This is a genomic window from Wolbachia endosymbiont (group B) of Silvanus unidentatus (assembly GCF_964028615.1).
Lineage (GTDB): Bacteria > Pseudomonadota > Alphaproteobacteria > Rickettsiales > Anaplasmataceae > Wolbachia.
The window spans coordinates 1,093,614-1,117,778 of the sequence record NZ_OZ034795.1 but is presented as its reverse complement, the minus strand read 5'-3'; the positions used below and the strand labels follow the sequence as shown (position 1 = coordinate 1,117,778).

Below are 24,165 nucleotides of genomic sequence, written 5' to 3'. Positions count from 1 at the left end.
GATAATTAAAAAGATGTACATTGCTCTGTGGCCCAATTCCAATTTTGGGAATAATCTTTACCAGGGCTTAACGCTCTATTTCCACCAATAAAGTATATCAGATGTTTTTCACCTCGATTATTGTTTTGATTTTTACCAAGAAGCGTAATTGTCTCTATTTTTATCCCGTTTTGAGTTTTTATAAATTCTCTCTCAGTTTGCTCTCTTGTTTCTTTCATATTTTAACTCTCACTATAATTATACAAAAAAATCTTAAAAAATCAACAAAATCTCAATTTTATGAACAATATAAACTTTTTAAAATTCATTGAATTATGCTTTCAAACGGTAGTACCGGGGTGTGAGTATAATGATTATCAATATATAAAAGTCATAGCGGATAGGCTTGAAGCGGCAAGTTCAGGTGAAGTGAAAAGAATAATATTCAATATGCCTCCGCGTTCAATGAAGTCTATTTGTGTAAGTGTTGCATGGCCCGCATGGATACTCGGAAATCAGCCAACTGCAAGAATAATAGTTGCAAGTTATTCTCGGCTCCTCAGCGAAAAGCACTCACTCGATACCAGGTGCATAATGCAATCTGATTGGTATAGAGAGCTATTTCCGAAAGTAGAATTATGCAAAGATCAAAACACTAAATATAAATTTCAAACAGTGCAAAGAGGATGTAGGATTGCAACATCAGTTGGGGGAACATTAACCGGTGAAGGTGGAGATTTCATTATCGTGGATGATCCACTAAGTCCCGCACAAGCTTTGAGCGAAACATTTAGAAAGCGTGCTGCAAACTGGTTTGATCAGGCTTTAGTAACCAGGCTCAACGACAGAAAAAAAGGAGTTATCGTTCTTGTGATGCACAGACTCCATTTAGAAGATTTAACTGGTCACCTCCTCTGTAAACCAAGAAACATATGGCATCATGTCTGTTTACCAATAATAGCTGAAGATAAGGAGATTATTTATTCAGTTAATAATCATATTCCAGAGCATGAACAGGAAATATACTCAAGAAAAGAAGGTCAATTGTTGTATTCCCTAACTGAAGGAAAAGAAGAAATTGAGATGATAAAAGCTGAACTTGGGAGTTATGGTTTTGCTGCTCAATACCAACAAAACCCTCTACCACTTTCAAGTGCTATAATTAAACGAGAGTGGTTGAAGCGCTATAAAAATTTTCCTGATAGCCTCTTGCATGTAACACAAAGTTGGGATACTGCAATTTCAACAAACAATACAAGTGACTTTAGTGTCTGCACTACCTGGACAAAAGTAGATAATACATTCTATTTACTCGATGTATATCGCGCAAAACTTGAATATCCAAAACTTAAAGAGAAAGTTCTGTCGCTGGCTGCAAGGTGGAAGCCACACGCAATTTTAATCGAAGCAAAAGCAAGCGGTCAGCAATTGGTTCAGGAGCTCAGGAAAAACAGTGATTTACCTATTATTCAAATAGTACCACATGATGACAAATTAACTCGATTTCACCGAATTGTCCCAATTATAGAATCTGAGCGGGTTTTTCTCCCTAACCAAGCAGTATGGCTTAGCGACTTTGAGTATGAGATTTTAATGTTTCCAGAAATCCGTCACGACGATCAAGTAGACAGTACCGTGCAATATCTTCAGTGGGTGAGAAATAATATTGCTAGAGTGGTAGCTATACGTTCATTGTAGCTTGAAAAGGTTCCTCGGAATTGTGTATAATTTTTTTAACTGAGTTTTATCCATTTTCTGAATGATATTTTAGGGTTTATTGAAATAAATACTACGCAAAAATTCTATCTCTGGGTGCTTAGATGAATATCTTTATATTAGACGAAAATCCTGTAACTGCAGCACAAATGTTATGCGATAAGCACATAGTAAAAATGCCGCTAGAAACTGCTCAATTGCTTAGCAGTGTTTTTTCAATAGCATTAAAAGAGCCAAATCCTTTAGTCAGCATTACAAACCAGAATATAGAAGTTCCATATAAACTTACTCACAAAAACCATCCTTGTTCTTTATGGGCTAGACAATCAAAAGGAAACTTTGATTGGTTAATAAAACATGGAAAAGAATTGTGTATAGAATATAGCTTGCGATACAAAAGAACGCATAAATCCGAAGAAGTTATAGATTGGTGCGATAATAACAAGGATTTGCTAATATTTCGATCAGCTGATATACAAGCTTTTACACAAGCGTTACCTGATCGATATAAATGTAATAACCCAATAGAAGCATATAGAGAATATTACCTAAAAGAAAAGATGAGATTTGCTAAGTGGGAAAAAGGTAGAGAAGCACCAGATTGGTTGCTAGACAAAATGCTATAGGTTATAAAATTATCCAAACCGATCATAAAAAAGGTAGAATTGAAGTTGCAAAAGCAATGCTGGCTGATAATGTTGATGTTTATCAAGTTTATTGATCTTTCTATTTGTGAGATTAAAGAATTCAGTAAACTGTTATTCCCAGTATATGGTAGGCTACTTGCACTATAGAGTGTCATGTACACATCTGTACTAACAAGCAGAGGTAAATCTAAGTCAGTTTAGATATAACATTTACTTTAAAAAACTTTATTTTACGCTGATATTCTAGCGCTTTTCTGTGGTATTTTGTTGGGGTATAATTTGCAAAACTATCTTCCTTATAGGTTAAAAAATTACACTGCTTTATATGTAACTCTATCCACTCTGCATAATCCTGATGATCAGTTGCAATAAATATTTCACCTGTGACAAGTATTTTTTTTGCTAATAAATTTAAAAATTCCGTATTAATTAACCGTCTTTTGTTGTGACTTCTTTTTGGCCATGGATCTGGAAAGAGAATAAAGAATTTTTCAACACTGTTGTCAGGAAAATTGGCAATTAATTCTCTTGCATCTTCTGTCCATATTAAAATATTTTTTATGCTGTGTGCTTCTATGCTTTTTAGCAAGGAAGAGACCCCCTTTAAATAAGGCTCACATCCTATAAATAATAGATCAGATTCATTGAATGCCTGATGGAGCATATTTTCACCATTACCGAAACCTATTTCTACTCGTATTCTTTTTTGTAAGTCTACGATCTTTTTTATAGATTCCTTGCTGTTTTTAATAGAATACTTCTCCAAAACATTCAACTTCAACCTAGATCTTCTGGAAAATGACCTAATCCAATTATTATTCCTAGATAACATATCTTACATAACTTAATCTTTTATAGCTTAAACAATTCTCGAAATGAATTAATGAGAATTTACTTGTCACTAATTATTAATATTATATAATATATGAGTTCTAATGAAGTTAAAATTAAAAGGTATGGAAAGTACAGTTGCTATCAAGAGGCTATCATCAAATAGGTTCATAGAAGAGATATTTCAAGATCAATTTGATAATCAAGACAATGACTTTTGTGAAGATTCTTTTGCTAACAAAATCAAAGAAGGAGATGTGGTAGAAGGTATAATCACAAGAAGAAATTCTAATGATATTGTGGTTGATGTTGGTTTAAAGTCAGACGGAAGAATTCTGATTAAGGAGCTCAGTTGTAATGATGATATCACTGTTGGCTCGAAAATTAGAGTTTATGTTGAAAGAATTGAAGATTACCATGGTAATGTTGTTCTTAGTCGTGAGAAAGCAATCAGAGACGAAAAATGGAATAAATTGGAAGAAAGCGCAGTTACAAAAGATGAAGTAACAGGAATCATTAAACGCTCAATTAAATGCGGTTTTATTGTTGATCTTGGTGATGGAATAAGTGCGTTTTTACCGCTGAGTCATGTGGATTTGAAGCAAATAAAAGATGCTAATCACCTTATTGAAACTGAACAAAAATTCATCGTGCTTAAAATGGATAAGAAGCAGGGGAATATTGTAGTATCAAGAAAGCTGGTATTAGAGAAATTGCATGCTGGTGAAAAAATTAAGTTTTTAGAATCTTTAAATGAAGGTGATGTCGTAGAAGGCAAAATAAAAAGCATCACTCACTACGGTGCATTTGTTGGCATTCATGAATCAGATACAGTGGGAGTTATAGATGGGCTGCTACATATTACAGATATCTCTTGGAGTAATGTAAGTCATCCATCTGCAATTTTTTCTTATGGTCAGCATATAAAAACTAAAATTATAAAAATAGATAGAGAAAATGGAAAAATCTCCCTGGGTGTAAAACAATTAGGAGACAATCCTTGGCAAGATCTAGAGTCAAAATGTCCAATTAACAGCGTACACAAAGGATGTGTAACGGGTATAAAAGATTGTGGATTCATTGTTGAGATTAAACCTGGGATTGCGGGTTTGGTACACTCATCAGAAATAACTTGGAGCAAGAGTAATTTACCAATTAGTAGTTTTGTAACAATAGGACAAGAAGTGGATGTAAAAATTCTCGGTATTGACATTATTAAAAATAAGATGAGTTTAAGCACAAAAAGGTGCGTAGAGAATCCTTGGCAAGTATTTATTGATAAATATCCTCTTGGTTCTATTGTTTCTGGTAAAGTTAAAAGCAACAATGGTTCACAAATATCTGTGACTTTTGATAATTCTGAGATATCTGAGGACGTAGAAGGAACAATTTATATGCAAAATCTAAGTTGGTCGAAAAACAATTCAGATGAGATAAAAAAGTATAATGTAGGTGATGAAATAGAAGCAAAAGTGATAAGGGCTAACGTAGATCGGACAAGAATTTATCTTGGAGTAAAACAAATAGAGTATGATCCTCTTGAAGAACTGATAGAGAAAGTTAAAGTAGGGGATAAAATTCAGGTTACTGTAAGTAAGAGAGAGGAAAATGGTCTAATCGTTGAAATTGAGAACAATGTAACCCTTTTAGTAGATCAAGAGCATTTACCAGAAAATAAAAAGTTTTCTATATCAGAAAAAATACAAGTTGAAGTAGTAGGTGTTGAAAAATATAATATAATATTATCTGCCAAATAACTTCTTGTGCTTCATATAAATGGCAACGAAATCTGATATAATAGCAAAAGTGGCAAAAAAAAACCTTTTGTTAGATAAGGTTATTATAGCAGCCATAGTTGATAGTTTTTTTCGAGTGTTTTCAAACACGTTAAAATATCATAATAGAGTTGAAATCAGGGGGTTTGGTTCTTTTTCAATTAGAAGCTATAACTTGAAAGAAGCAAGTAATTTGACGTCACAGAAGGTTGCAAAACATCAATACTTTAAAACTTATTTTCGTAGCAGTAAAAAGTTATCCCTCTTGATAAATGAATGAAAATCTATATTGTAAATTTGAAAGTTGTACAATATAGCATCATATGCAAGTAGTAGAAATAGTTATACATAATAACACATATAAAATATCTTGCGAAAGTAAAAAGAAGGACCATTTATTACAACTTGCTAATAGCTTCAACAAGCTAGTTAGCTCCATATCTCAAAGAACTGGAGGTAAGGGCTCAGATGCATTAAATTTCTTACTTGCAGCATTGACTCTCGAAGACAAAATTTTAGAATTAACAAAGCGATTAGACGAAATAAATCAAGAATGCAAAAAGTATAAGGAGGAAAAAAGAGTAGAATATGCTGAAGTATTAGATAGGGTAAACAAGATTATTGGGTGCATAAGTGATTAAAGGAAGCAATCAAATCGACTACCTCACTACTCAAATCAGGGGGGAGAAGTCTCTTACGAGTTATGTAACAATATAATTCGCAATCATCAAGATCAACTATTTTTTCGTATTCGATTAGTTCACTTAAGGAAAATTTATCAAGATATTTCAATGCAAAATGCCCTAAAAGTATATCAGTTTCTTTACAACCCCTATGCCAACTCCTATACATCAGTTTTCTTCTTAATAAGGAGATATCTATCATTGTCATTAAACTTTTTTTTAATTTAAAGACTAAACTAAATACTTGTCAAGCAAGGCGCATTTTAATATACTCAACGTTTGATTAAGATTTAAAACATAGGTGGAATTAATTTCTCATCAACTTAGCGCTGGAATATATTATTTTTTATCGTTTTCTTTAATAATTTCTATCATAGTATTCGTGCATGAATGTGGGCATTATATTGTCGCTAAAGCATGCAAGGTTAAAGTTGAATCTTTTTCTATAGGCTTTGGTCCTGAAATTTTTGGTTTTAACGACAAGTCTGGAACTAGATGGAAATTAAGTGCCTTTCCATTGGGTGGTTACGTTAAAATGTTAGGGGATACTAATGCAGCAAGCGTTCCTGTTGATCAACAAAAATTAACTGAAGAAGAAAAATTATACTCATTCCATACAAAACCTCGATATCAAAAAGCAGCAATAGTTTTTGCAGGGCCTTTTGCAAACATGATATTTACCGTTATAGCCTTCACAATATTTTTCAGCGTGGCAGGTTATTATCGTACTCCACCAGTAATTGGTAATGTAATTGAAGAAAGTGCAGCAAAGCAAGCTGGCCTATTACCAGGTGACACTATTACACAGATCAATGAGTACAAAATAAAATACTTTGAAGATATTTCACGCGTGATAATGTCCAACCCTGAAACAAGAATAGAAATTAAGTATAGCAGAAATAACGAAGAGTACAGAACTATTCTAACTCCGTTTACAGTTGAGGATAGAGATGTCTTTGGTAACATAATAGAAAGAAAAACTATAGGAATTACCTCAATTAATATGATAGGGTTAAAACAGTCATCTTTTCTTGGAGCTGCTAGCCTATCAGTGAATGAAACCTACCACACTATGTGTTTAACAATCAAAGCACTCTTTCAAATTGTTGTTGGTAAAAGGAGTATAAATGAAATAGGTGGGCCAATAAAAATTGCAAAATATTCAGGGCAATCAGCTAAAAAGGGACTTATTATGGTTCTATATTTTATGGCAATTATTTCAGCGAATTTAGCTGCAATTAACTTGCTGCCAATACCACTACTAGATGGTGGGCATTTATTTCATTATATTATAGAAGCAGTTATACGTAGAGATTTGAGTTTGAAATATCAAAAATATGCAGCCACTTTTGGTGCTACCATACTGTTTTTGTTGATGGCAGTTGCAATCACAAATGATATTAGGCATCTTTTTTAAGATACATATGAAAAAGTTATTTCACATACTAATAATAATATTTATTTCTTTTCCCACTCTACTTGTTGCTCTAGAAAATAAGGAAAAAGTACAGATAAAAAATATTAAGTATATTGGCAATGAGCGAGTAAGTGATCAAACAATAAGGTTTTATACAAAATTAGAACCAGGTAATCATATAAATGATGATGATGTAGATTCAGTTATAAAAGATTTATATAAAACAAAGTTATTTGCTAGTATTAACGCCTATATCGATGATGAAAAAAACTTAGTAGTAAAAATTCATGAGAATCCATTGATTAACAAAGTAATATTGAAAGGCAATAAGTTATTTAACAGTAAAGAGTTGCTAAATAACGTTATCCAGTCAAAATCACTAACTATTTTCACTGAAACAAAATTACAAAACGATTTAATAAATCTAGCTACTCTTTATAGGAACAGTGGTAAAATTGGTGTTAAAATTGCATATGAGCTAGATAAGCTTGGTAGCAATAGGATAAACCTAATTTTTAAGATAAAAGAAGGAAGAACTTCTAAAATTAAGGGTTTACGATTTATAGGTAATAAAAACTTTTCAGCAAATGAGTTAGAGCAAGTTATCAAAAGGCATAGCAATGATATATTTAGTAAGTTATTTAGAGCCATTTTTAAAAGCGGAACTCATTATTCACCTCAATATCTACTGATTAACACAGAACTGCTTGATCGCTTCTATTCATCTAAGGGATATATTCAAAATAATATCCAACCAATTGTTGAGGTTGATAATAATAACCAAATAGAGTTAACTTTTTTGATTGATGAAAAGCAGCAATACTTATTTGGAAATAATGAAGTTGATATTGAAACTGAGATTAAGGATTTAAGTTTAAGGGAAGAAATATTAGAATTTATCAAAGAGGAAAATAATCAAATATTTAATAGAGTTAAAATTAACAATACAGCAGAAAAAATAAGTAAACATTTAAACGAAAAAGGATATATATTTGCAAAAGTTAATCCAGAATATACACAACATAACAATATTGTGGATGTAACTTACAAAGTGCTACCAGGTAAAAAGATTTATATAAACCAAATTACTATTGATGGCAATGACCGCACTTTAGATAAAGTAATTAGAAGAAAACTTAGCATGGCAGAAGGCGACGCATATAACACATCTGAGATTCAAAAATCACGTAGAAAACTTATATATAGCGATTTTTTTGAAACAGTAAAAATAAATAGTTATATAGTGGATGACAATGCAGTGAATCTTGATTTAAATGTTAAAGAAAAAAGAACTGCCTCGTTATCTTTAACAGGTGGTATGTCTCTTCCTGGTGGAGTATTTGTTAAAACCGATTTCACAGATCGTAATTTATTTGGTAGTGGTAAAGAAGTATCTTTTGCTCTTGAAAAAAGTCAATATGTTCTTTCTACTAGTATAGACGCTGTTGAAAATAATTTTAACGACTCTGATACTTCACTAGGCATGGGTGTTTTTTATGAAAAACAAGACAAACCAAACACTACTTTCGATACCTGCAACTGGGGAGGAATAGCAAAAGTATCATATAAAATCTCAGAAAATCTAACCAATTCCTTTCAATATTCTTATAAGTATAATCACATACACATGGACAATAAGGGTGGAAAAGATGAGGATATCTCTGAGATAATAAGAGATCAAGAAGGTGAGTATCAGGTTTCATCAGTGGGATACACGTTAGCGTACAATAAACTGGATAACCTCTATACTCCTAAAGAGGGATATTTATTGCGTTTAAGTCAGGATATTTCAGGATTATGGGGAAATGTAAATTTCCTAAAATCTGAATTCTTATCTTTTTATACACATCCTATATTAAGCAAAATTGATGATGATATAACACTGCGCTTTAAAGTAGCAGCAGGTCATATTGTTTCTTATACCGATGAAGATCTAAACATTGGCCAGCACTTCTTTAAAGGTGGCAATGAGATTAGAGGATTTGACCTTTCCGGCATTGGACCAAGAGCAGAAGACAAAAATCAAAGCTCATTGGGAGGCAAAACTTATTTTAATTTAACACAGCAAGTAGATTTTCCACTATCTAAATTATACGACTATGCTGGTATCAAAGGCTCACTATTTGTTGACTATGCAACACTTTTTGGTTTAGATGAAAAGAAGGGATATAGTGGGAAATATTACGATAGTAAGCTTATAAGAGTATCACCAGGTTTTGGCTTTTCAATGCCTTCTCCTTTTGGTAGAATTAGATTAGATTTTGGGTTTCCTTTAGTAAAGGAAGCTTATGACATAATACCATCGACAAACGTTAAAATTTCTATTGAAGCGGGGATTTAAATGAAATATATACAGTTATTTACATCAGTTATTGCCTTAATTATTTCCTTATTTGTGGGGTATAAGTTTGTAGGGTATCAACCTCAGAGCACGCTTAATACAAAGGCTGCCATTATTGATAGTGATAAGGTTATCAATGAATCTCTGGCTCTGCAAAATATACAACAACAAATAAAGGAGCAGAATTCTAGATTACAGAAGGAATTTGAAAATGAGTTAGAAAAATTTAAGCCATCGAAAGAAGAATTTGACCTTTTGTCAGAAGAAGCAAAAAAAGAAAAGACAGAACAATTTAGTAAGCATACTGTAAGTGTTAGGGATAATTACGCTAAGAAAATGTCACATTTAGAAGAAAATTATAGAGAAGCAGTAGAAAGTGTCTTTAACAAGATAAAAGAAGTTGCTAAAAGAACAGCAGAAAAAAACAACATAGATTTGGTACTATTTATTTCAAAAAAGAATCAAGTTTTATACTCTATGGATGAAGTAGATTTATCGGATGTAGTATTAAAAAATGTAAACAAGGAAATACCCGAATTTGCTTTGCAAAACATTGAATAGACTTATGCAATGTAATATCAATGATATTATAAAAATACTACCACATTCTTATCCTTTTCTCTTAGTAGATAGGGTCATAGAATGCGATCCTGGTATGAGTATAAAAGCAATTAAAAACGTGACTTTCAACGAGCAATTTTTTATTGGTCATTTTCCTGGCCATCCGATAATGCCAGGAGTTTTGATAATTGAGTCTTTAGCTCAAGCATCTGCTATATGTGTTCTCGGTAAAAAAACAGTAGAAAATAAAGTTGTATACTTTATGTCCATTGAAAACGCAAAATTCAGAAAGCCAGTCACTCCAGGAGATACCTTAATTCTTCAATCTAACTTTGAAGGTTTGCGTTTAGGTGTATACAAATTTAAGTGTGTTGCATCTGTTGGAAAAGAAGAGGTTGCAGGAGCAACAATCTTAGCAAAACTGCAAGATAAATAAAATCTTCATCTATAAGAAACAGTATGTACACTGTATAGTATAAAGATGCAACTGAATTTCAAAGTCTCATTTTCAAACTTATACACTCGTAATGAATTAATAAAGTTAGATAAGGCGTTTTTGGATTACATAAAATCGTGCGATGAAAGCTTGTTTTATTCATTAGTTGAAGCAAGAGAAAAAGCAGCTTCTTCTTCGATGTCATCCCAGTGTTCATCCCAGTGCTTGACACTGGGATCCAGAAAACAAGAAGGATGGATTCCAGCTTGGATGAAAGATGGTTGTAATAGCCAGTTAATAATGGATCTCTCACATTTACTTGATGAATTTATTGCAAAATTTTTCAATATTGAAAAAGAAGTAGAAGAGTTAAAGGAAAAACACAATGACTTTGCTGTAATATACAGATGCAAAAGATTATTTGTTCAGCGTTATGCATTGAAGAAATACACTGATGTAGCAAATATTGATTATGTCACTAACAAATTAAATAGTTTCATTACTTTACCGACAACAGAAAAAAACTTTTCTGAGCAGGTAATGAGTTGGCTTGAAAATAAAGAGGATCACAAAGAAGAAATAGAACTTGCGGCTCAATATGCAGTTTGGAGAGTAAAAAATAAACAGAGTATACTATTTAGCATACATAAGAAAATTGATTACGAAAATCTCGTATCATTCTTGAAAAAAGAAGTAGACGAGGTTGAGGTTCTGTATTCAAATGAGGTGAAAAGAAGATATGGTTTTGATCTAACAAGCAAAAAGGTGAGTTTGAATAAAGCACTAGATAATGCTCACTACTGCATATTTTGTCATAAGCAAAGTAAGGACAGCTGCTCAAAGGGGCTAATCAATGATGACAACACTTTCAAAAAGTCTCCACTTAGAGTTGAGCTGCACGGCTGCCCACTAGAGCAGAAAATATCAGAAATGAATCTGGTAAAAAGCGAAGGATATAGCATAGCAAGTCTTGCAATTGTGATGATAGATAACCCATTATGTGCAGCTACTGGGAATAGAATATGCAATGATTGCATAAACTCATGCATATATCAGAAACAAGAACCTGTAAATGTGCCAGTGGTTGAAACAAGGATTTTGGACGACGTACTCAATTTGCCGTACGGATTTGAAATATATTCTCTGCTTAGCCGTTGGAATCCTTTAAATTTTCAGCGTCCATTGCCAAAAGAAAATACTGGAAAAAACGTTCTAGTTGTAGGACTTGGTCCTGCGGGTTTTAATTTAGCTCATCATTTATTAAACGATGGGCATAACGTTATCGCCATTGATGGACTAAAGATTGAACCTTTGATCGATAATTTTCAGCTAATTAAAGATTTCAAACACGAAAAATTGAGTGAACGCATGGCAGATGGGTTTGGTGGGGTGGCAGAATATGGCATTACTTCCCGATGGGATAAAAATTACTTAAAGATTATTAGATTACTACTGGAAAGGCGTGAGAATTTCGCACTTTATGGAGGCATTCGTTTTGATGGCACGATTAATGTTGATGATGCCTTCAACTTGGGTTTTGATCACATCGCACTAGCACTTGGCTCTGGCAAGCCGCGAATGATCAAAATAAAGAATATGCTGGCTCGCGGAGTGCGCATGGCATCTGATTTTCTGATGTCATTACAACTTACCGGTGCTCTTAAGTTCGACTCCATAGCAAATCTGCAAGTTCGCATGCCGATAGTTGTCATAGGTGCAGGACTCACTGCAATTGATACTGCCACTGAAGCTTTAGCATATTATCCAATTCAAGTAGAAAAATTTCTTCTTCGTTATGAGATATTAGTTGATAAGTATGGAAAGAAATATGTTGAAAAAGATTGGACGGAAGAAGAATATGAAATTGCAAATGAGCTTATATCGCACGCAAAATTGATCCAAGCAGAGCAAGAGTTAGCAAAAAAAGAGAATAGAGAAGCAAAAATATTGGAACTAACTAAGAGCTTCGGGGGAGTGAAAATTATATACAGAAAAGAGCTAAAAGATTCACCGAGCTATCGATTAAATAGCGAAGAGGTGCAAAATGCATTGTCAGAAGGAATCTACTTCATTGAAAACTTAGAGCCAGTTGAAGTTGTGACAGATAAATATAACCATGCTGAGTCAATAAAACTGATAGACACAAAATCCGGCGAAATCAAACGTATAAAAGCACGTTCTATTTTTATAGCAGCAGGTACTGAGCCAAATACAGTTATTGCAACAGAAGATAAAAAGCATTTTAAATTAAGTAATGGGTATTTTACTCATTTGAATTCATCAGGAAAAGAAATAGACCCAATATTTTCTCCTAAAATGCAAAATAAAGATAGAATATTAGTGTATAAGCAAGGCAATAAAACAATCAGCTTTTTTGGTGATCTTCACCCTTCGTATAGCGGCAGCGTCGTGAAAGCTATGGCAAGTGCTAAGAACGGCTACCCTATTATTTCTCAGCTTTTGAGTGGAGTGATCCAAACATCTAATCAGCCAGCGTCACGCGCTGGAGTGACGCTGTTCCGTCAAGCTAACAAAGAATTCTTTAATAGAATCAAAGAGCAATTCACTGCAAAGGTTATAAAAGTTCAATATTTAACAGACAAAGTTGTGGAAATAGTGATCAAAGCACCACTTGCGGCAAAGAATTTTAAACCTGGACAATTCTTTAGGTTGCAAAATTTTGAAACCAATAGCAGAAAAACTCACCTCACTATGGAAGGTATAGCAGTAACCGGCACTGAAGTAGACAAAAAAAAAGGATTTATTTCCACTATTGTGCTTGAAACTGGCGGTTCCACTAATTTATGTAAATGTTTTAAAAAAGGTGAACAAATAATTCTTATGGGTCCAACTGGCAGTCCTACTGAGATTGGTTAAACCTATTTTGTACTAATTATACCATAATGTATATTATTTATTAATAAATCTATACTATGATAATGATTTTTATTAAGGTAGTATTATGACACATCAGTTAATATTCACACTTCCAAAAGAAAGCTACTCTATAGCTATAGGACCATGTTCTGCAAAAAGTAGAAAGTGTAAGGAGTTTATAGCAAAAAACGAAGACGTAGGTATGAAATTTCTTATTTCTACTAAAGATGATACTGGCAAAACAGGAAAAATGTCCCTTTGTAAAGATAATAACGGTCAAGATGAGTGTACAACATCCTACACAGTTCAATCTCCAGTAATTTATAATGATCTTTTTAATGATAGCTTTAGCTACGTAAGTGTTCTTTCGGATCATGATAAAGGACATTTAACTAGGATGCGCAATGAATTCGATAAATATAATATTGATTACACAGTTATGGATGACGGTAAAACACAGAATGTGCTGTCAGAGGATTTTATGATCTAATTTTCATTATACAGCTACTAAAGAGCTTTCTTGATTCAAGTGTCCGCTACTCGAATGCCGTCATTACAGTACTTGATACAGGGATCTATAGCTAAAACAATTTAAGATTCCGCTACGTGTTAGCGGAATCTATGCTGAGACACCGCGGCGGTATCTAAAAAAAAGCGTTAAAGACTAGATTAGCAAAGAATTCTTTAATAGAATCAAATATTGCGAAGAGCATAAAAGTCGAATGAGTGCATTGAAAACTGGCAGCTCCATTAGATTTATGCAGATACTTAAAACAAAGAAAGTAAATCACTCTCAACTAGCAGACTTACTGAAGTTCTGGATATTGAATTGATGCCAAATTTTATTTCAAAAAGTAAATAATTTACTAACGCTCGTGCACAAATTAAAAATAAATTATGCACGAGTGTAGCACTGTGAATTAGGAGTGCTATATTAAAGCTTACCTCACTATTAAAGCTATCGGTCAGATTAGATTAAAAACCTAATCTGACCGGTTTCTCTATAACCTTCTAAACCCTGATATAATTATATGGTAATTAGCTTAACTAGTGGTTAATATGCAAATTGATTTTATTTGTATGTTGAGGTAGCATAAACCATACTGTTTTACATCATTGTGCAACTTTATAAATTTTTATTGCTATTTCTATTGACTACATTAATAGTGATAGTCCTAATATTACCTGAAAATTTAGGTACTACACTGAATTGCTCTCATCCAGTTCTAAATTTTGATTTATCTTTTCGTATCGTACTAATATCTTTTTTATCAGTTGCATTTTTAGCTGTTCTACCAACACAAAATTTGACTTTTTCAGAGATGCTATCTTTTTTTGCTTATACTACCTGCTCACTCTGTGCAATTTTATCCAAGCAGATAATGTTGGTTATAATATTCTTTGAATTAATGACCATCAGTGCATTTTTTATTATCGCAGCTAGCTGTAGAGATAGTGGATCTGCAATAAGGTACGCTTGTGTACACTTTTTGGTTGGAGTTATATTGACAGCAGGATTGGCACTTCAAAGCACTAACCTGATAATTTTGGGTTTATTGATAAACTGCGCTTGTTTTCCTTTTTCGTTTTGGGTTGTTGATGCATATCCTGCTGCATCACTACATGGCACTACATATCTCTCTTTATTTACCACTAAAGTCTCTTTTTTAGTGATGCTTTTACACACTTACACCCTATGGCAAGATTGTACTGAAATATTAGCACTTGTAGGCGCCATCACTGTAATTTACAGCATTATATTTGCTTCTCTTGAGCAAAATATTCGTAGATTTCTATGCTATAATGTTGTAGGACAAATGGGCTTGCTGATTATTGCAGGAGGTTTACTCAGCCCTTCGGAAAAGGCAACACCAATTTTGATGCTACACATAATTTTCTCTCTTGTTTATCAATCATTATTGTTTGTGGTTAGCAATGCGATTATTTCGCGGACAAAAACAATTAGTTTTAATGGAGTGGGTAAATTGATGTCAGTCGAAGGCATGTGTTCTATAATTGCGATATTCACAGTGGCTGCATTTCCTGGAACCGTTGGATTTATTAGCAAATCATACATTACAGCCGAGATTGAAGCAAGTGGTGCTAATTTAGAAGTGTATAAAAATTTATACAAGATTCTAAATTTACTGCTTTATTTAAGCGTGGGGCTCAAGTTTTTCTATTACATATTTATCGCTAAAAGCAAGTCCAAACCTTCAGAAGGGAAAGAAGGTAGAATAACAATGATTATTTTAGCATTCATATGTATAATTGCTGGCAACCCTTACTTGCCTATTTACAATAACCCTTCGATTTTCGATTTTGTGTACAACACAAAAAATATTTTGTCGCAATTTAATTTGTTATTATGTACCACTTTATTGTTTATTCCTTTACGCAAGTTATTTTACCCAAGAATAAATTTTAAAATGGATATTGATTGGATTTTTAGAGCTTTCGTACCCTATATTGTCTTGCTGTTCAATCAATTGGTCTTTAAAGTGAGAGAAATGTCTGCCAACGTACTGCAAAACTTGACTAATTCACTTACTAATTTATACTTTAATAATATTACTAAGCTTAAAGAAGTGCTAAGTTATAACTCAGTAAGTTTTGTTTCAGCTTCTTCTCTCTTTTTAATGAGTATTCTACTAATGCTATTATGTTTAAATCGTTAACTGAAAGTTTAAATTCTGTATTTAGTAAACTGAGAGGAAAGTCGATCATTTCTGAAGATGATTTTAATCTTGCCATGCGTGAAATACGTATAGCTTTAATTGAAGCTGACGTTTCACTTGAAGTTGCAAAAAAATTCATCAACGACATTAAAGATAAAGTGATTGGGGAAAAAGTCATAAAAAGTGTTTCTCCAGCACAAATGATAATTAAAATTGTGCAGGATAATTTAGTTGCAGTTCTCGGATCAGAGAAAAGTGACTTAAATCTAGCAGTTAAACCCCCTGCTGTGATTATGATGGTGGGCTTACAAGGTGCAGGTAAAACAACTACCTCAGGAAAGCTTGCTTTAAAGCTAAAAAAGCAAAAGAAAAAAGTGATGCTTGCCTCTTTAGACATTTATAGGCCGGCTGCCCAGAAACAACTTGAGGTGCTGGGTAAACAGATAGACGTACAAACTTTATCTATAGTAATAAATGAGGAGCCTATTGCAATTACAAAAAGGGCACTGGCAGCAGCAAAGAACGATAATTATGATGTATTAATACTAGACACCGCAGGCAGGCTTCATATTGACAATAATATGATGAATGAGTTGAAAGCCGTAAAGGAAATAGCTTCACCTGCAGAAGTTATTTTAGTAGCCGACGCAATGATAGGCCAGGATGCGGTCAACATTGCCAAATCATTCAATGAGGTAATAGGTGTAACCGGCATTATTCTCACCCGTGTTGATGGTGATGCACGTGGTGGTGCTGCTCTTTCTATGAAAATGATCGCCGATTGTCCAATTAAATTTATTGCTTGTGGTGAAAAATTAAGTGACCTCGATGATTTTTATCCCGATAGAATTGCAAAAAGGATACTTAGCATGGGTGATGTTGTCTCATTGGTTGAAAAAGCTGCTGAGATTGTTGGTCAGGAAGAAATTGATAAGTTACAAAAGAAAGTGAAAAAAGGTAAATTCGACCTAAACGACCTAGTGGGAATGTTAAAAACTCTGAGTAAAATGGATGGCATTAGCAACATAATGAAATTCATTCCTAGTTCATTTACAAAAAAGCTAAGTAGCAGTGTGCCAGATGACAATAAAGTGAAAAAATATATAGCCATCATAAACTCAATGACTGAAAAAGAAAGGCAAAATCCAGATATTTTAAATGGCAAAAGAAGACTTAGAATTTCTAAGGGGTCCGGAACAACTGTAACTGACATTAATCTTCTAATTAAGCAGTATAATCAAATGAGCTCTATGGTAAATAAGTTCAGTAAAGTTGACCATAGTAAACTCAAAGAATCTGATTTGATGGATATGCTAAGCAGAAAGTAAGTCAGCAGGTAGTGGAATGAGACAAATCATCAGTTGTAATTGCTGTTGAATAGTAAAGTATATTATTTTAGCGTGAAGTAATAAATTCAATAAATTTCTTCAGTTGGAATTGGCATGATAATCAAAATTGATACAAGTTACTTTATCTATATTTAATGCGCTGTTTTATAGCTAACACACTATACCACCGTAGCACTACACTAGTAACAGACCGAAGGTTATCGATATCTCAAGTTAGGCTAGTTACAGCATTCATAATATCGTTTGTAAACCTGTAGCTATATACAATAAATGAACTTTTTTATATATTCGTTGTTAGTATTTTGTATTTCCTGAACAGTTCCGTGAGAAATGATCTCCCCTTCATATAATACTGCTATTTTGTCAGCTATTTTAAATGCACTATGAATATCATGTGTAATCGTGATAATTGTAGGACGAAGATCTTGAGATAATTTTATTATTATCTCGTTTACTACATCTGACATGATTGGGTCTAATCCTGAAGTTGGCTCATCCAATACAATAATTTCTGGGTTGTGTGCAATTGCTCTTGCAAGTGCCACTCTTTTCTTCATTCCACCTGATAGTTCTACTGGAAACATTTCTGCTATGTTTTCTTCCAGCCCAACATCATTTAACTTCTCAATTGCTAGGCGTTTTGCCTCCTTTATGCTGATATTAAAGCGTTTTTTATAATTAAAAGATATATTTTCCCACACTGTAACGTAGTCAAACAAAGCGGAATTTTGAAATAAGACTCCAAATTTATTTTTGCTTTTACTATTTATTTTAATAGACCCTGAGTCTGGTGTCAGTAATCCAATAATTATTTTTGTTAATACAGATTTACCACTTCCTGAGCCGCCAAGTATGACTAATGATTCTCCTTTCGATATATTGAAAGTTATGTTGTTTAATATCGTTCTATCATCAAAGGATAAGCTTATATTCAATATTGATATTATGGGGCTATGCATGTATTAAAGTAATTAAGTAATTTGCTAAAATTATCAATATAGAGGATATAACAACAGTTGATGTTGTTGCAATACCTACTCCTCGTGCACCTTCCCTACAATGGTAACCGTAATAACAACTTGAAACAGAAATTATGGCTCCAAAAGCAGTCGCTTTCATTAGCCCAACAATAAAATCGTACATATTAAAGAATTGAGCTGTATATTTTATGTATATATTTAAATTGTGGTTAAATTCAAAGACTGCGGTGACATACCCTCCAAATATTCCTATTAGATCTGCACATACTGTAAGTATTGGAAATACTATAACTGACGCTAGAATTCTTGGTACAATTAAATATTTGAAAGGATTGATGTCCAAAGTTGTAAGTGCATCTATTTGTTCAGTGATGCGCATCGTGCCAATTTCTGCTGCAATTGAGGACCCAACCTTTCCTACCATTATTAAGCTGATCAAAACTGGCCCTAACTCTTTAATGATAGTGATCGTAACAAGTTTAGGTACTACTTGTTCTTGATTAATCAATATACCACTTAAGCTACTCTGTAAAACTATCACTGCTCCTATAAAAACTCCAGTGAGCCCAACAATTGGCAAAGAGAAAAAGCCTATCTCTATAATTTGTCTTGCCACATTGCTAAAATAATATGGAGGAATAAAGCAGTGGTATAGAGATTGAATAAAAAATACAAATGCGTTACCAATCCTCAACAGAAAGTTCATAAAGCATCTACCGATTATTCTAACGCTGTCTATATTAAAGGAACTCACTTTACATTTATCTTAGCTAAAATTAGTTTTACTGATTTTATTAAAATTTTTATTAACTTCGCCAGAGTATAGTCAAGATATGTCTTAAGTTCAATATACTTTGATCAAAATGCTTGAGTTTAAGTTTATAAGACTGAATTGTATAAGAAAACCTTATTTATTTTGCTATTTACTCCTTGTAAAAAACATGCTACTAATAAATTGTGTTATATAATTGAATTGGAGTAAGTTTTGGCAGTTCCGAAGAGAAAAAAGTCAAAGTCAAGGCGTAATATGCATCGTTCTCATCATGCTATTAAGCCTAAGAATATTGTAGTATGTGCAACAACTGGAGAATTCATGTTGCCTCACAACATAGCAGTTGACAATAGTTACAAAGGAAAACGTGTTTTCATTAAACAAAAGGCGGAGTAACTCATGATATGTTACCCACGGTCAACAACAACATAGTTATCGCACTTGATGCTATGGGAGGGGATTTTGCACCTCTTTCCGTAATTCAAGGTGCTAGTTTTTTCTTGGATAATCTTGTTGACCTAGGTGTTGAAGTTTTTTTTCATATTTATGGAGATCAGAAAGAAATATCTCCTTTGCTTTCAAAATACAAAAAAGTAAGCGATAACTCCGAATTTACCCATTGCTCTGATAATGTTCTTCCAAATGATAAACCCTCTTTTGCACTTAGACATCGCAAAGATTCAAGTATGAAGGCAGCTGTTGAAGCAGTGAAAAAAGGTAAAGCTTTTGGGATGGTGTCTTCAGGCAACACTGGAGCATTGATGGCTATCTCCAGATTTATTTTAGGAACATTACCCAATATCTATCGTCCTGCTATTGCATCTGTCTGTCCAACTAAGACAAAAAGCTTTGCATTGCTTGATCTTGGTGCAAATGTTGACTGTAATACTGACTCATTATTTCAATTTGCATTAATGGGGAGTATATTTGCAAAAATAGCATTAAAAGTTGAAAATCCTGAAGTCGCTTTGCTAAACATTGGTACAGAGGAAGTGAAAGGTACTGACTCAGTAAGAGGAGCTTTTGAGTTACTCAAAAATGCTCCAAGTATTAACTTCAAAGGATATATAGAGGCAAGTGAATTTTTAGATGGTAATATAGACGTAATTGTTGCTGATGGTTTTGTTGGTAATGTAATGCTCAAGACAGCTGAGGCAACTGCTGGTACTTTTATCAGTCTAATAAAACAGGAAGTATTTAATTCATGGATGACAAAAATGCTTGTCGGCATATTGTTAAAACCCAAGCTAAATAAAGCATTAGAGCGTTTTAATCCTAAAATTAGAAGTGGAGCTATGTTTTTAGGGCTAAATGGTATCATTATAAAGAGCCACGGAAATTCTGATGCTATTTCTTTTGCTCACGCTATAAAATTTGCAGTAAATGCAATCAGTGAAAATTTGAACCAGAAGATAATTAACGGGGTAAGTCATATTGAGTAAAAGTTTCATATTGAGCACTGGTTCTTACCTACCAAAAAAAATTTTGAGTAATAACGAAATTGCATTGATAGTTGAAACAAACGATGAATGGATACGGCAAAGAACAGGAATAGTTCAAAGACATATAGCAGATGAAGGAGAACTAACGTCAGATTTAGCTGTTAATGCAGCAAAAAATGCTATAGAAAAAGCGAAAATTTCAATAGATGAAATTGGTTTGATCATAGTTGCAACAACAACACCTGACAAAACTTTGCCTAGCTGTGCAACGATTGTACAAAGTAAGTTAAAATGTAAAAATGCATTTTCTTTTGATGTACAAGCAGCATGCTCTGGTTTTATATATGCAGTTACAGTTGCTGATTCGCTCATAAAATCTCACAATAGAATAAAATATGCGCTCGTTATTGGTGCTGAAATAATGTCTAGGATTGTTGACTGGGAAGATAGGTCAACTTGTGTACTCTTTGGTGATAGTGCTGGTGCAGTGATAATAAAATCAGAAATGGGTAGCAGCGGCATCATATCAACAAACTTACACTCTGATGGCAATGTGGACATACTATGTACGAACGGAGGGGTATCCTCTACTCGTGATTCTGGAAAGATACTTATGAATGGAAGAGAAGTGTTTAAACATGCAGTGGATAAGTTAACAGCCTCAGTAGAGGAAACTCTGAAATGCAATAATTTGAAAATCATTGATATTGACTGGTTAATTCCCCATCAAGCAAACATTCGTATTATTGAAGCAGTAGTAAAGAAATTAGATTTTCCTATAGAGAAAGTGATTAATACCGTTGATAAGCATGCAAACACCTCAGCAGCATCAATTCCACTGGCCTTAGACTATGCAATACAAGAATCAAAAATAAAATCAGGAAATCTGGTACTGCTGATTTCAATAGGTGCAGGCCTGACCTGGGGTTCTGTGTTACTGCGCTATTAGACTTCCTATTACCCACGCTTCTTTTTTCTCAGTTTTATCGTTACATGCTGTACTGACAAAGTTTTGAGATATTATCACAAACATTATATTCACAAGAAATACTTGACTTCACGTGTACTAAGAAGCATTTTATATATGATGTGTGCCCGTAGCTCAGTTGGATAGAGCAACAGCCTTCTAAGCTGTGGGTCGTAGGTTCGAATCCTACCGGGCACATTCTTCTATCAATGCTTTCTATAAATTTTCAAGTATTCTGGTACCACATTTTCAATTGCTAGTGGTCTAATTTTCATTGTTCCGAGATCATCTGACTTTTCGATTGAACTACTCATCATAACTTTCACCTGATCTCGAGTAAGTATAGGGCTTGCATCTCCGGTTATAGGTTTTAACAGTACAGAAACAACTTTACTTTCTAAGAAAAAGGCTATCAATCTTGCCATTGGAAAAGGTACATTGATCAGTAGACACTTTCTGTTAGTCACATTCAGAATAAACTTTAATAAGCTTTTAAAAGAGTAAACTTTTGGTCCACCTATATTATAAATTTTTTTATCTTGCTTATTAAAGCTGATAATACGGTATACCACTTCAGCTAAGTTTGTTACACATATCGGCTGAAACTTCGTTATTCCACTACCGATTAACGGCAAAAAAGGAAGAATTGTTGCTAATCTTGCAAATTTATTGAAGAAACTATCTTCTTTACCGAATACAAGACTTGGCTTAATTATTATTGCTCCCTGAAATGCTGAAGTTACAGCTTTTTCACCTTCTAATTTACTGTGGGCGTATCTTGACAGCTTACTATTTTCTATTCCCATGGCAGAAAAATGTATCATCATGTATACACTTTTTATTTGCGCAGCTTTTGCTATTCTTTCAGCTACTCTAACATGAACGTCATAGAAATCGTATTTTCTTTTTTCATATAATATTCCTACTAAATTTATAACAACATCACACCCCTCCATACTTTCTAAAATTGATCTTTCATTAAAAAAATCTCCTTCAATTATTGATATTTGTCCTAAATTTCCACATAACTTCAGACAAGCAGCTTTTTCCTGATCACGAGTAAATATTCTTATTAAATACCCCGCCGCTGCCAAGCGTCTTACGATGTGTTTTCCTATAAATCCCGTTCCACCAAAAATAATTATACGTTTTATCACAGTTAAAACTTCCAATAACTTAACTTTAAATTAATACAATAGTTTTATTTAATATTCTATTGTGAATTCCTGCACTATAAGGTCCATTCTCATTCCATGAGAACCTTTAACTAAAATTACATCATTACCTTGAACAATATTAGCTAAATTACTTTTCAATTGGTTAGAATCATCGAAATGCATGCCTTTTATATTCTCCGGTAAAAGTTTATTCAATTCTAACATAAATTTACCAACTGTATGAACTTTATTCACATTTTGTTCTACTATAGAGTCAAGCAATTCTGTATGAAATACTATGCTTTCATTACCAAGTCCTAACATATCGCCAAGTAGTGCCACTTTTCTTAAATTAGAATATGTACCTAAAGTTCTTATTGCAGCCTTCATTGAAGTAGGGTTAGCATTATAGGAGTCGTTAATCAAATGTACTAATTTTCCATTGTATTTAGCTTGATGAACATTACCTCTACCTTCTGTTACAGTAAAATTCTCAAGTGCTAGTGGTAATTTAGATAAATCAAGTTCGAGACTTTGCAAAACTGCTGTAACAACTAATGCAGAGTATGCAAAATGTTCGCCTTTTACAGGTAAATTACAGTTCATAATTTGACCACTGTTCAGTTTGATTTTTAAATTTAGACCGTTATCGTCTCTTATTAGTTCTAACAAACAAACAGTAGCACTTTCATTCTTACCAAAGCTTACTACATTTCTGTTAGCATTTGATAAGAGATAATCATAATGTTCATTATCCTTATTCAAAACCAAAGTACCATTATTTTTCATACCATGTAGAATTTCTAATTTCGCTTGCGCAATATCAAGTAGAGATGAAAAGTTTTCAACATGCGCAGGTTCAATGTTGGTAATAACTGCAATATCCGGATTGCTAATCTTCGATAACTCTTTTATTTCACCAGCTCTACTCATTCCTATTTCAAGGATTAAATACTGGCAGTCTTCTGGCGCTTTTAGAATCGTAAAAGGCAATCCTATATTATTATTCAAGTTACCTTCATTTACATGAGATACTCCATAATGCAACAAAACAGTGTTAAGCATATCTTTTGTAGTGGTTTTCCCAACACTACCTGTAATTGTGATAACTTTAGCATTAACAAGAATATTTCTAATGTAATATGATGCCATATTATGCAAAGCTTTTAGAGTATCTTGCACAATAATTAGAGGAAAATTTCTATATTTATCTTCGCTTACTACCGCAGCAACAGCTCCTTTTAAAAATGCTTCATGTAGAAAATCATGCCCATCAAATTTCTTTCCCTTGAGAGCAATAAATAAATCACCTTTTTTTATGCTTCTTGTATCCGTTGAAATATTTGAGCTATACACCGAATTACAAACACCCTCCCCTCTTCCGCCAGTAGCATCTATAATATTATTTGCGTTCCATTTTAACATAATTTATCTTTAAAGGTAATTTGAACAAGAAAAGCAGCAAAAATACTACATACTTTGGTAATGTACAAATAATGATTGCTATTTCTATAATTTCATCTTATAATAGATATACAAGCTTAAATATTTTCGTCT

General features: G+C 33.2%; 23 protein-coding genes and 1 tRNA gene. 17 read left to right on the top strand and 7 right to left on the bottom strand.

Annotated elements, in window-relative coordinates; genetic code table 11:
• Positions 1-5: 5 nt before the first annotated feature.
• Positions 6-218 carry a hypothetical protein gene (locus ABWU65_RS05315; RefSeq protein WP_007302423.1) on the bottom strand — a complete coding sequence of 71 codons (213 nt, stop codon included), beginning with the start codon at positions 216-218 and terminating at the stop codon, positions 6-8.
• Positions 219-279: 61 nt separating this feature from the next.
• Between ABWU65_RS05315 and terL the strand changes: the two genes are divergently transcribed.
• The gene (terL, locus tag ABWU65_RS05310) at positions 280-1,677 is read left to right on the top strand and encodes a phage terminase large subunit (protein ID WP_012481978.1); all 1,398 of its coding nucleotides are present in this window, start codon (positions 280-282) and stop codon (positions 1,675-1,677) included.
• 122 nt (positions 1,678-1,799) lie between these two features.
• On the top strand, positions 1,800-2,321 hold the full coding sequence (locus ABWU65_RS05305) for a pyrimidine dimer DNA glycosylase/endonuclease V (protein WP_007302421.1): 522 nt from the start codon (positions 1,800-1,802) through the stop codon (positions 2,319-2,321).
• A 208-nt stretch (positions 2,322-2,529) separates the two neighbouring features.
• On the opposite strand, the gene trmB is transcribed toward ABWU65_RS05305, so the two are convergent.
• Positions 2,530-3,174, bottom strand: a complete 645-nt coding sequence (gene trmB / locus ABWU65_RS05300; protein ID WP_007302420.1) for a tRNA (guanosine(46)-N7)-methyltransferase TrmB — start codon at positions 3,172-3,174, stop codon at positions 2,530-2,532.
• Positions 3,175-3,277: 103 nt separating this feature from the next.
• Here trmB and ABWU65_RS05295 point away from each other — a divergent pair, with 103 nt between their 5' ends.
• The 3 genes from ABWU65_RS05295 to ABWU65_RS05285 are packed head-to-tail and all read left to right on the top strand — an operon-like array spanning position 3,278 to position 5,589.
• Positions 3,278-4,930, top strand: a complete 1,653-nt coding sequence (locus tag ABWU65_RS05295; protein WP_007302419.1) for a 30S ribosomal protein S1 — start codon at positions 3,278-3,280, stop codon at positions 4,928-4,930.
• A 19-nt stretch (positions 4,931-4,949) separates the two neighbouring features.
• Positions 4,950-5,228, top strand: coding sequence for an HU family DNA-binding protein (locus tag ABWU65_RS05290; protein ID WP_007302418.1), 279 nt, complete (start codon positions 4,950-4,952; stop codon positions 5,226-5,228).
• 43 nt (positions 5,229-5,271) lie between these two features.
• The gene (locus tag ABWU65_RS05285; protein WP_007302417.1) at positions 5,272-5,589 is read left to right on the top strand and encodes a cell division protein ZapA; all 318 of its coding nucleotides are present in this window, start codon (positions 5,272-5,274) and stop codon (positions 5,587-5,589) included.
• Here the strand turns inward: ABWU65_RS05285 and ABWU65_RS05280 are convergent.
• Positions 5,567-5,833 (bottom strand): succinate dehydrogenase assembly factor 2, encoded by a 267-nt coding sequence (locus ABWU65_RS05280; RefSeq protein ID WP_019236875.1) that lies wholly within the window; start codon positions 5,831-5,833, stop codon positions 5,567-5,569. The genes ABWU65_RS05285 and ABWU65_RS05280 overlap by 23 nt on opposite strands.
• A 99-nt stretch (positions 5,834-5,932) precedes the next feature.
• On the opposite strand from ABWU65_RS05280, the gene rseP reads away from it, so the two are divergent.
• The 8 genes from rseP (at position 5,933) to ffh (ending at position 17,269) form a co-directional block, all read left to right on the top strand.
• Positions 5,933-7,048, top strand: coding sequence for an RIP metalloprotease RseP (gene rseP / locus ABWU65_RS05275; RefSeq protein WP_007302416.1), 1,116 nt, complete (start codon positions 5,933-5,935; stop codon positions 7,046-7,048).
• Between the two features lie 7 nt (positions 7,049-7,055).
• Positions 7,056-9,389: an outer membrane protein assembly factor BamA gene (bamA, locus tag ABWU65_RS05270; RefSeq protein WP_353280408.1), complete on the top strand. Its 2,334-nt coding sequence runs from the start codon at positions 7,056-7,058 to the stop codon at positions 9,387-9,389.
• Positions 9,390-9,950, top strand: coding sequence for an OmpH family outer membrane protein (locus ABWU65_RS05265; protein WP_007302414.1), 561 nt, complete (start codon positions 9,390-9,392; stop codon positions 9,948-9,950).
• A 4-nt stretch (positions 9,951-9,954) separates the two neighbouring features.
• Positions 9,955-10,386 (top strand): 3-hydroxyacyl-ACP dehydratase FabZ, encoded by a 432-nt coding sequence (gene fabZ, locus ABWU65_RS05260; RefSeq protein ID WP_006014455.1) that lies wholly within the window; start codon positions 9,955-9,957, stop codon positions 10,384-10,386.
• Positions 10,387-10,431: 45 nt separating this feature from the next.
• Positions 10,432-13,263 (top strand): FAD-dependent oxidoreductase, encoded by a 2,832-nt coding sequence (locus ABWU65_RS05255; RefSeq protein WP_353280407.1) that lies wholly within the window; start codon positions 10,432-10,434, stop codon positions 13,261-13,263.
• Positions 13,264-13,348: 85 nt separating this feature from the next.
• On the top strand, positions 13,349-13,753 hold the full coding sequence (locus ABWU65_RS05250; RefSeq protein WP_264374536.1) for a hypothetical protein: 405 nt from the start codon (positions 13,349-13,351) through the stop codon (positions 13,751-13,753).
• Positions 13,754-14,381: 628 nt separating this feature from the next.
• Positions 14,382-15,941 (top strand): proton-conducting transporter membrane subunit, encoded by a 1,560-nt coding sequence (locus tag ABWU65_RS05245; protein ID WP_353280405.1) that lies wholly within the window; start codon positions 14,382-14,384, stop codon positions 15,939-15,941.
• Positions 15,926-17,269: a signal recognition particle protein gene (ffh, locus tag ABWU65_RS05240; RefSeq protein WP_353280404.1), complete on the top strand. Its 1,344-nt coding sequence runs from the start codon at positions 15,926-15,928 to the stop codon at positions 17,267-17,269. Before ABWU65_RS05245 ends, ffh begins: the two co-directional genes overlap by 16 nt.
• A 278-nt stretch (positions 17,270-17,547) precedes the next feature.
• On the opposite strand, the gene ABWU65_RS05235 is transcribed toward ffh, so the two are convergent.
• Positions 17,548-18,249: an ABC transporter ATP-binding protein gene (locus ABWU65_RS05235; protein ID WP_012481975.1), complete on the bottom strand. Its 702-nt coding sequence runs from the start codon at positions 18,247-18,249 to the stop codon at positions 17,548-17,550.
• Complete coding sequence (locus ABWU65_RS05230) at positions 18,242-19,024, bottom strand: MlaE family ABC transporter permease (protein WP_012481974.1); 783 nt, start codon at positions 19,022-19,024, stop codon at positions 18,242-18,244. Before ABWU65_RS05230 ends, ABWU65_RS05235 begins: the two co-directional genes overlap by 8 nt.
• A gap of 231 nt (positions 19,025-19,255) precedes the next feature.
• Here ABWU65_RS05230 and rpmF point away from each other — a divergent pair, with 231 nt between their 5' ends.
• The 4 genes from rpmF to ABWU65_RS05210 all read left to right on the top strand — a co-directional run bounded on the left by rpmF (position 19,256) and on the right by ABWU65_RS05210 (position 21,649).
• Positions 19,256-19,438, top strand: coding sequence for a 50S ribosomal protein L32 (rpmF, locus tag ABWU65_RS05225; protein WP_006014434.1), 183 nt, complete (start codon positions 19,256-19,258; stop codon positions 19,436-19,438).
• A gap of 8 nt (positions 19,439-19,446) precedes the next feature.
• On the top strand, positions 19,447-20,484 hold the full coding sequence (gene plsX, locus ABWU65_RS05220; protein WP_353280403.1) for a phosphate acyltransferase PlsX: 1,038 nt from the start codon (positions 19,447-19,449) through the stop codon (positions 20,482-20,484).
• Complete coding sequence (locus ABWU65_RS05215; RefSeq protein WP_012481973.1) at positions 20,477-21,433, top strand: beta-ketoacyl-ACP synthase III; 957 nt, start codon at positions 20,477-20,479, stop codon at positions 21,431-21,433. The genes plsX and ABWU65_RS05215 overlap by 8 nt, the downstream gene beginning before the upstream one ends.
• Positions 21,434-21,575: 142 nt before the next feature.
• Positions 21,576-21,649 (top strand) — tRNA-Arg (locus tag ABWU65_RS05210).
• An 8-nt stretch (positions 21,650-21,657) separates the two neighbouring features.
• Here ABWU65_RS05210 and ABWU65_RS05205 read toward each other — a convergent pair.
• Both ABWU65_RS05205 and ABWU65_RS05200 read right to left on the bottom strand, forming a co-directional pair.
• Positions 21,658-22,608 (bottom strand): complex I NDUFA9 subunit family protein, encoded by a 951-nt coding sequence (locus ABWU65_RS05205; protein ID WP_213863883.1) that lies wholly within the window; start codon positions 22,606-22,608, stop codon positions 21,658-21,660.
• Positions 22,609-22,656: 48 nt separating this feature from the next.
• The gene (locus ABWU65_RS05200; protein ID WP_019078639.1) at positions 22,657-24,033 is read right to left on the bottom strand and encodes a UDP-N-acetylmuramoyl-tripeptide--D-alanyl-D-alanine ligase; all 1,377 of its coding nucleotides are present in this window, start codon (positions 24,031-24,033) and stop codon (positions 22,657-22,659) included.
• Positions 24,034-24,165: the final 132 nt, after the last annotated feature.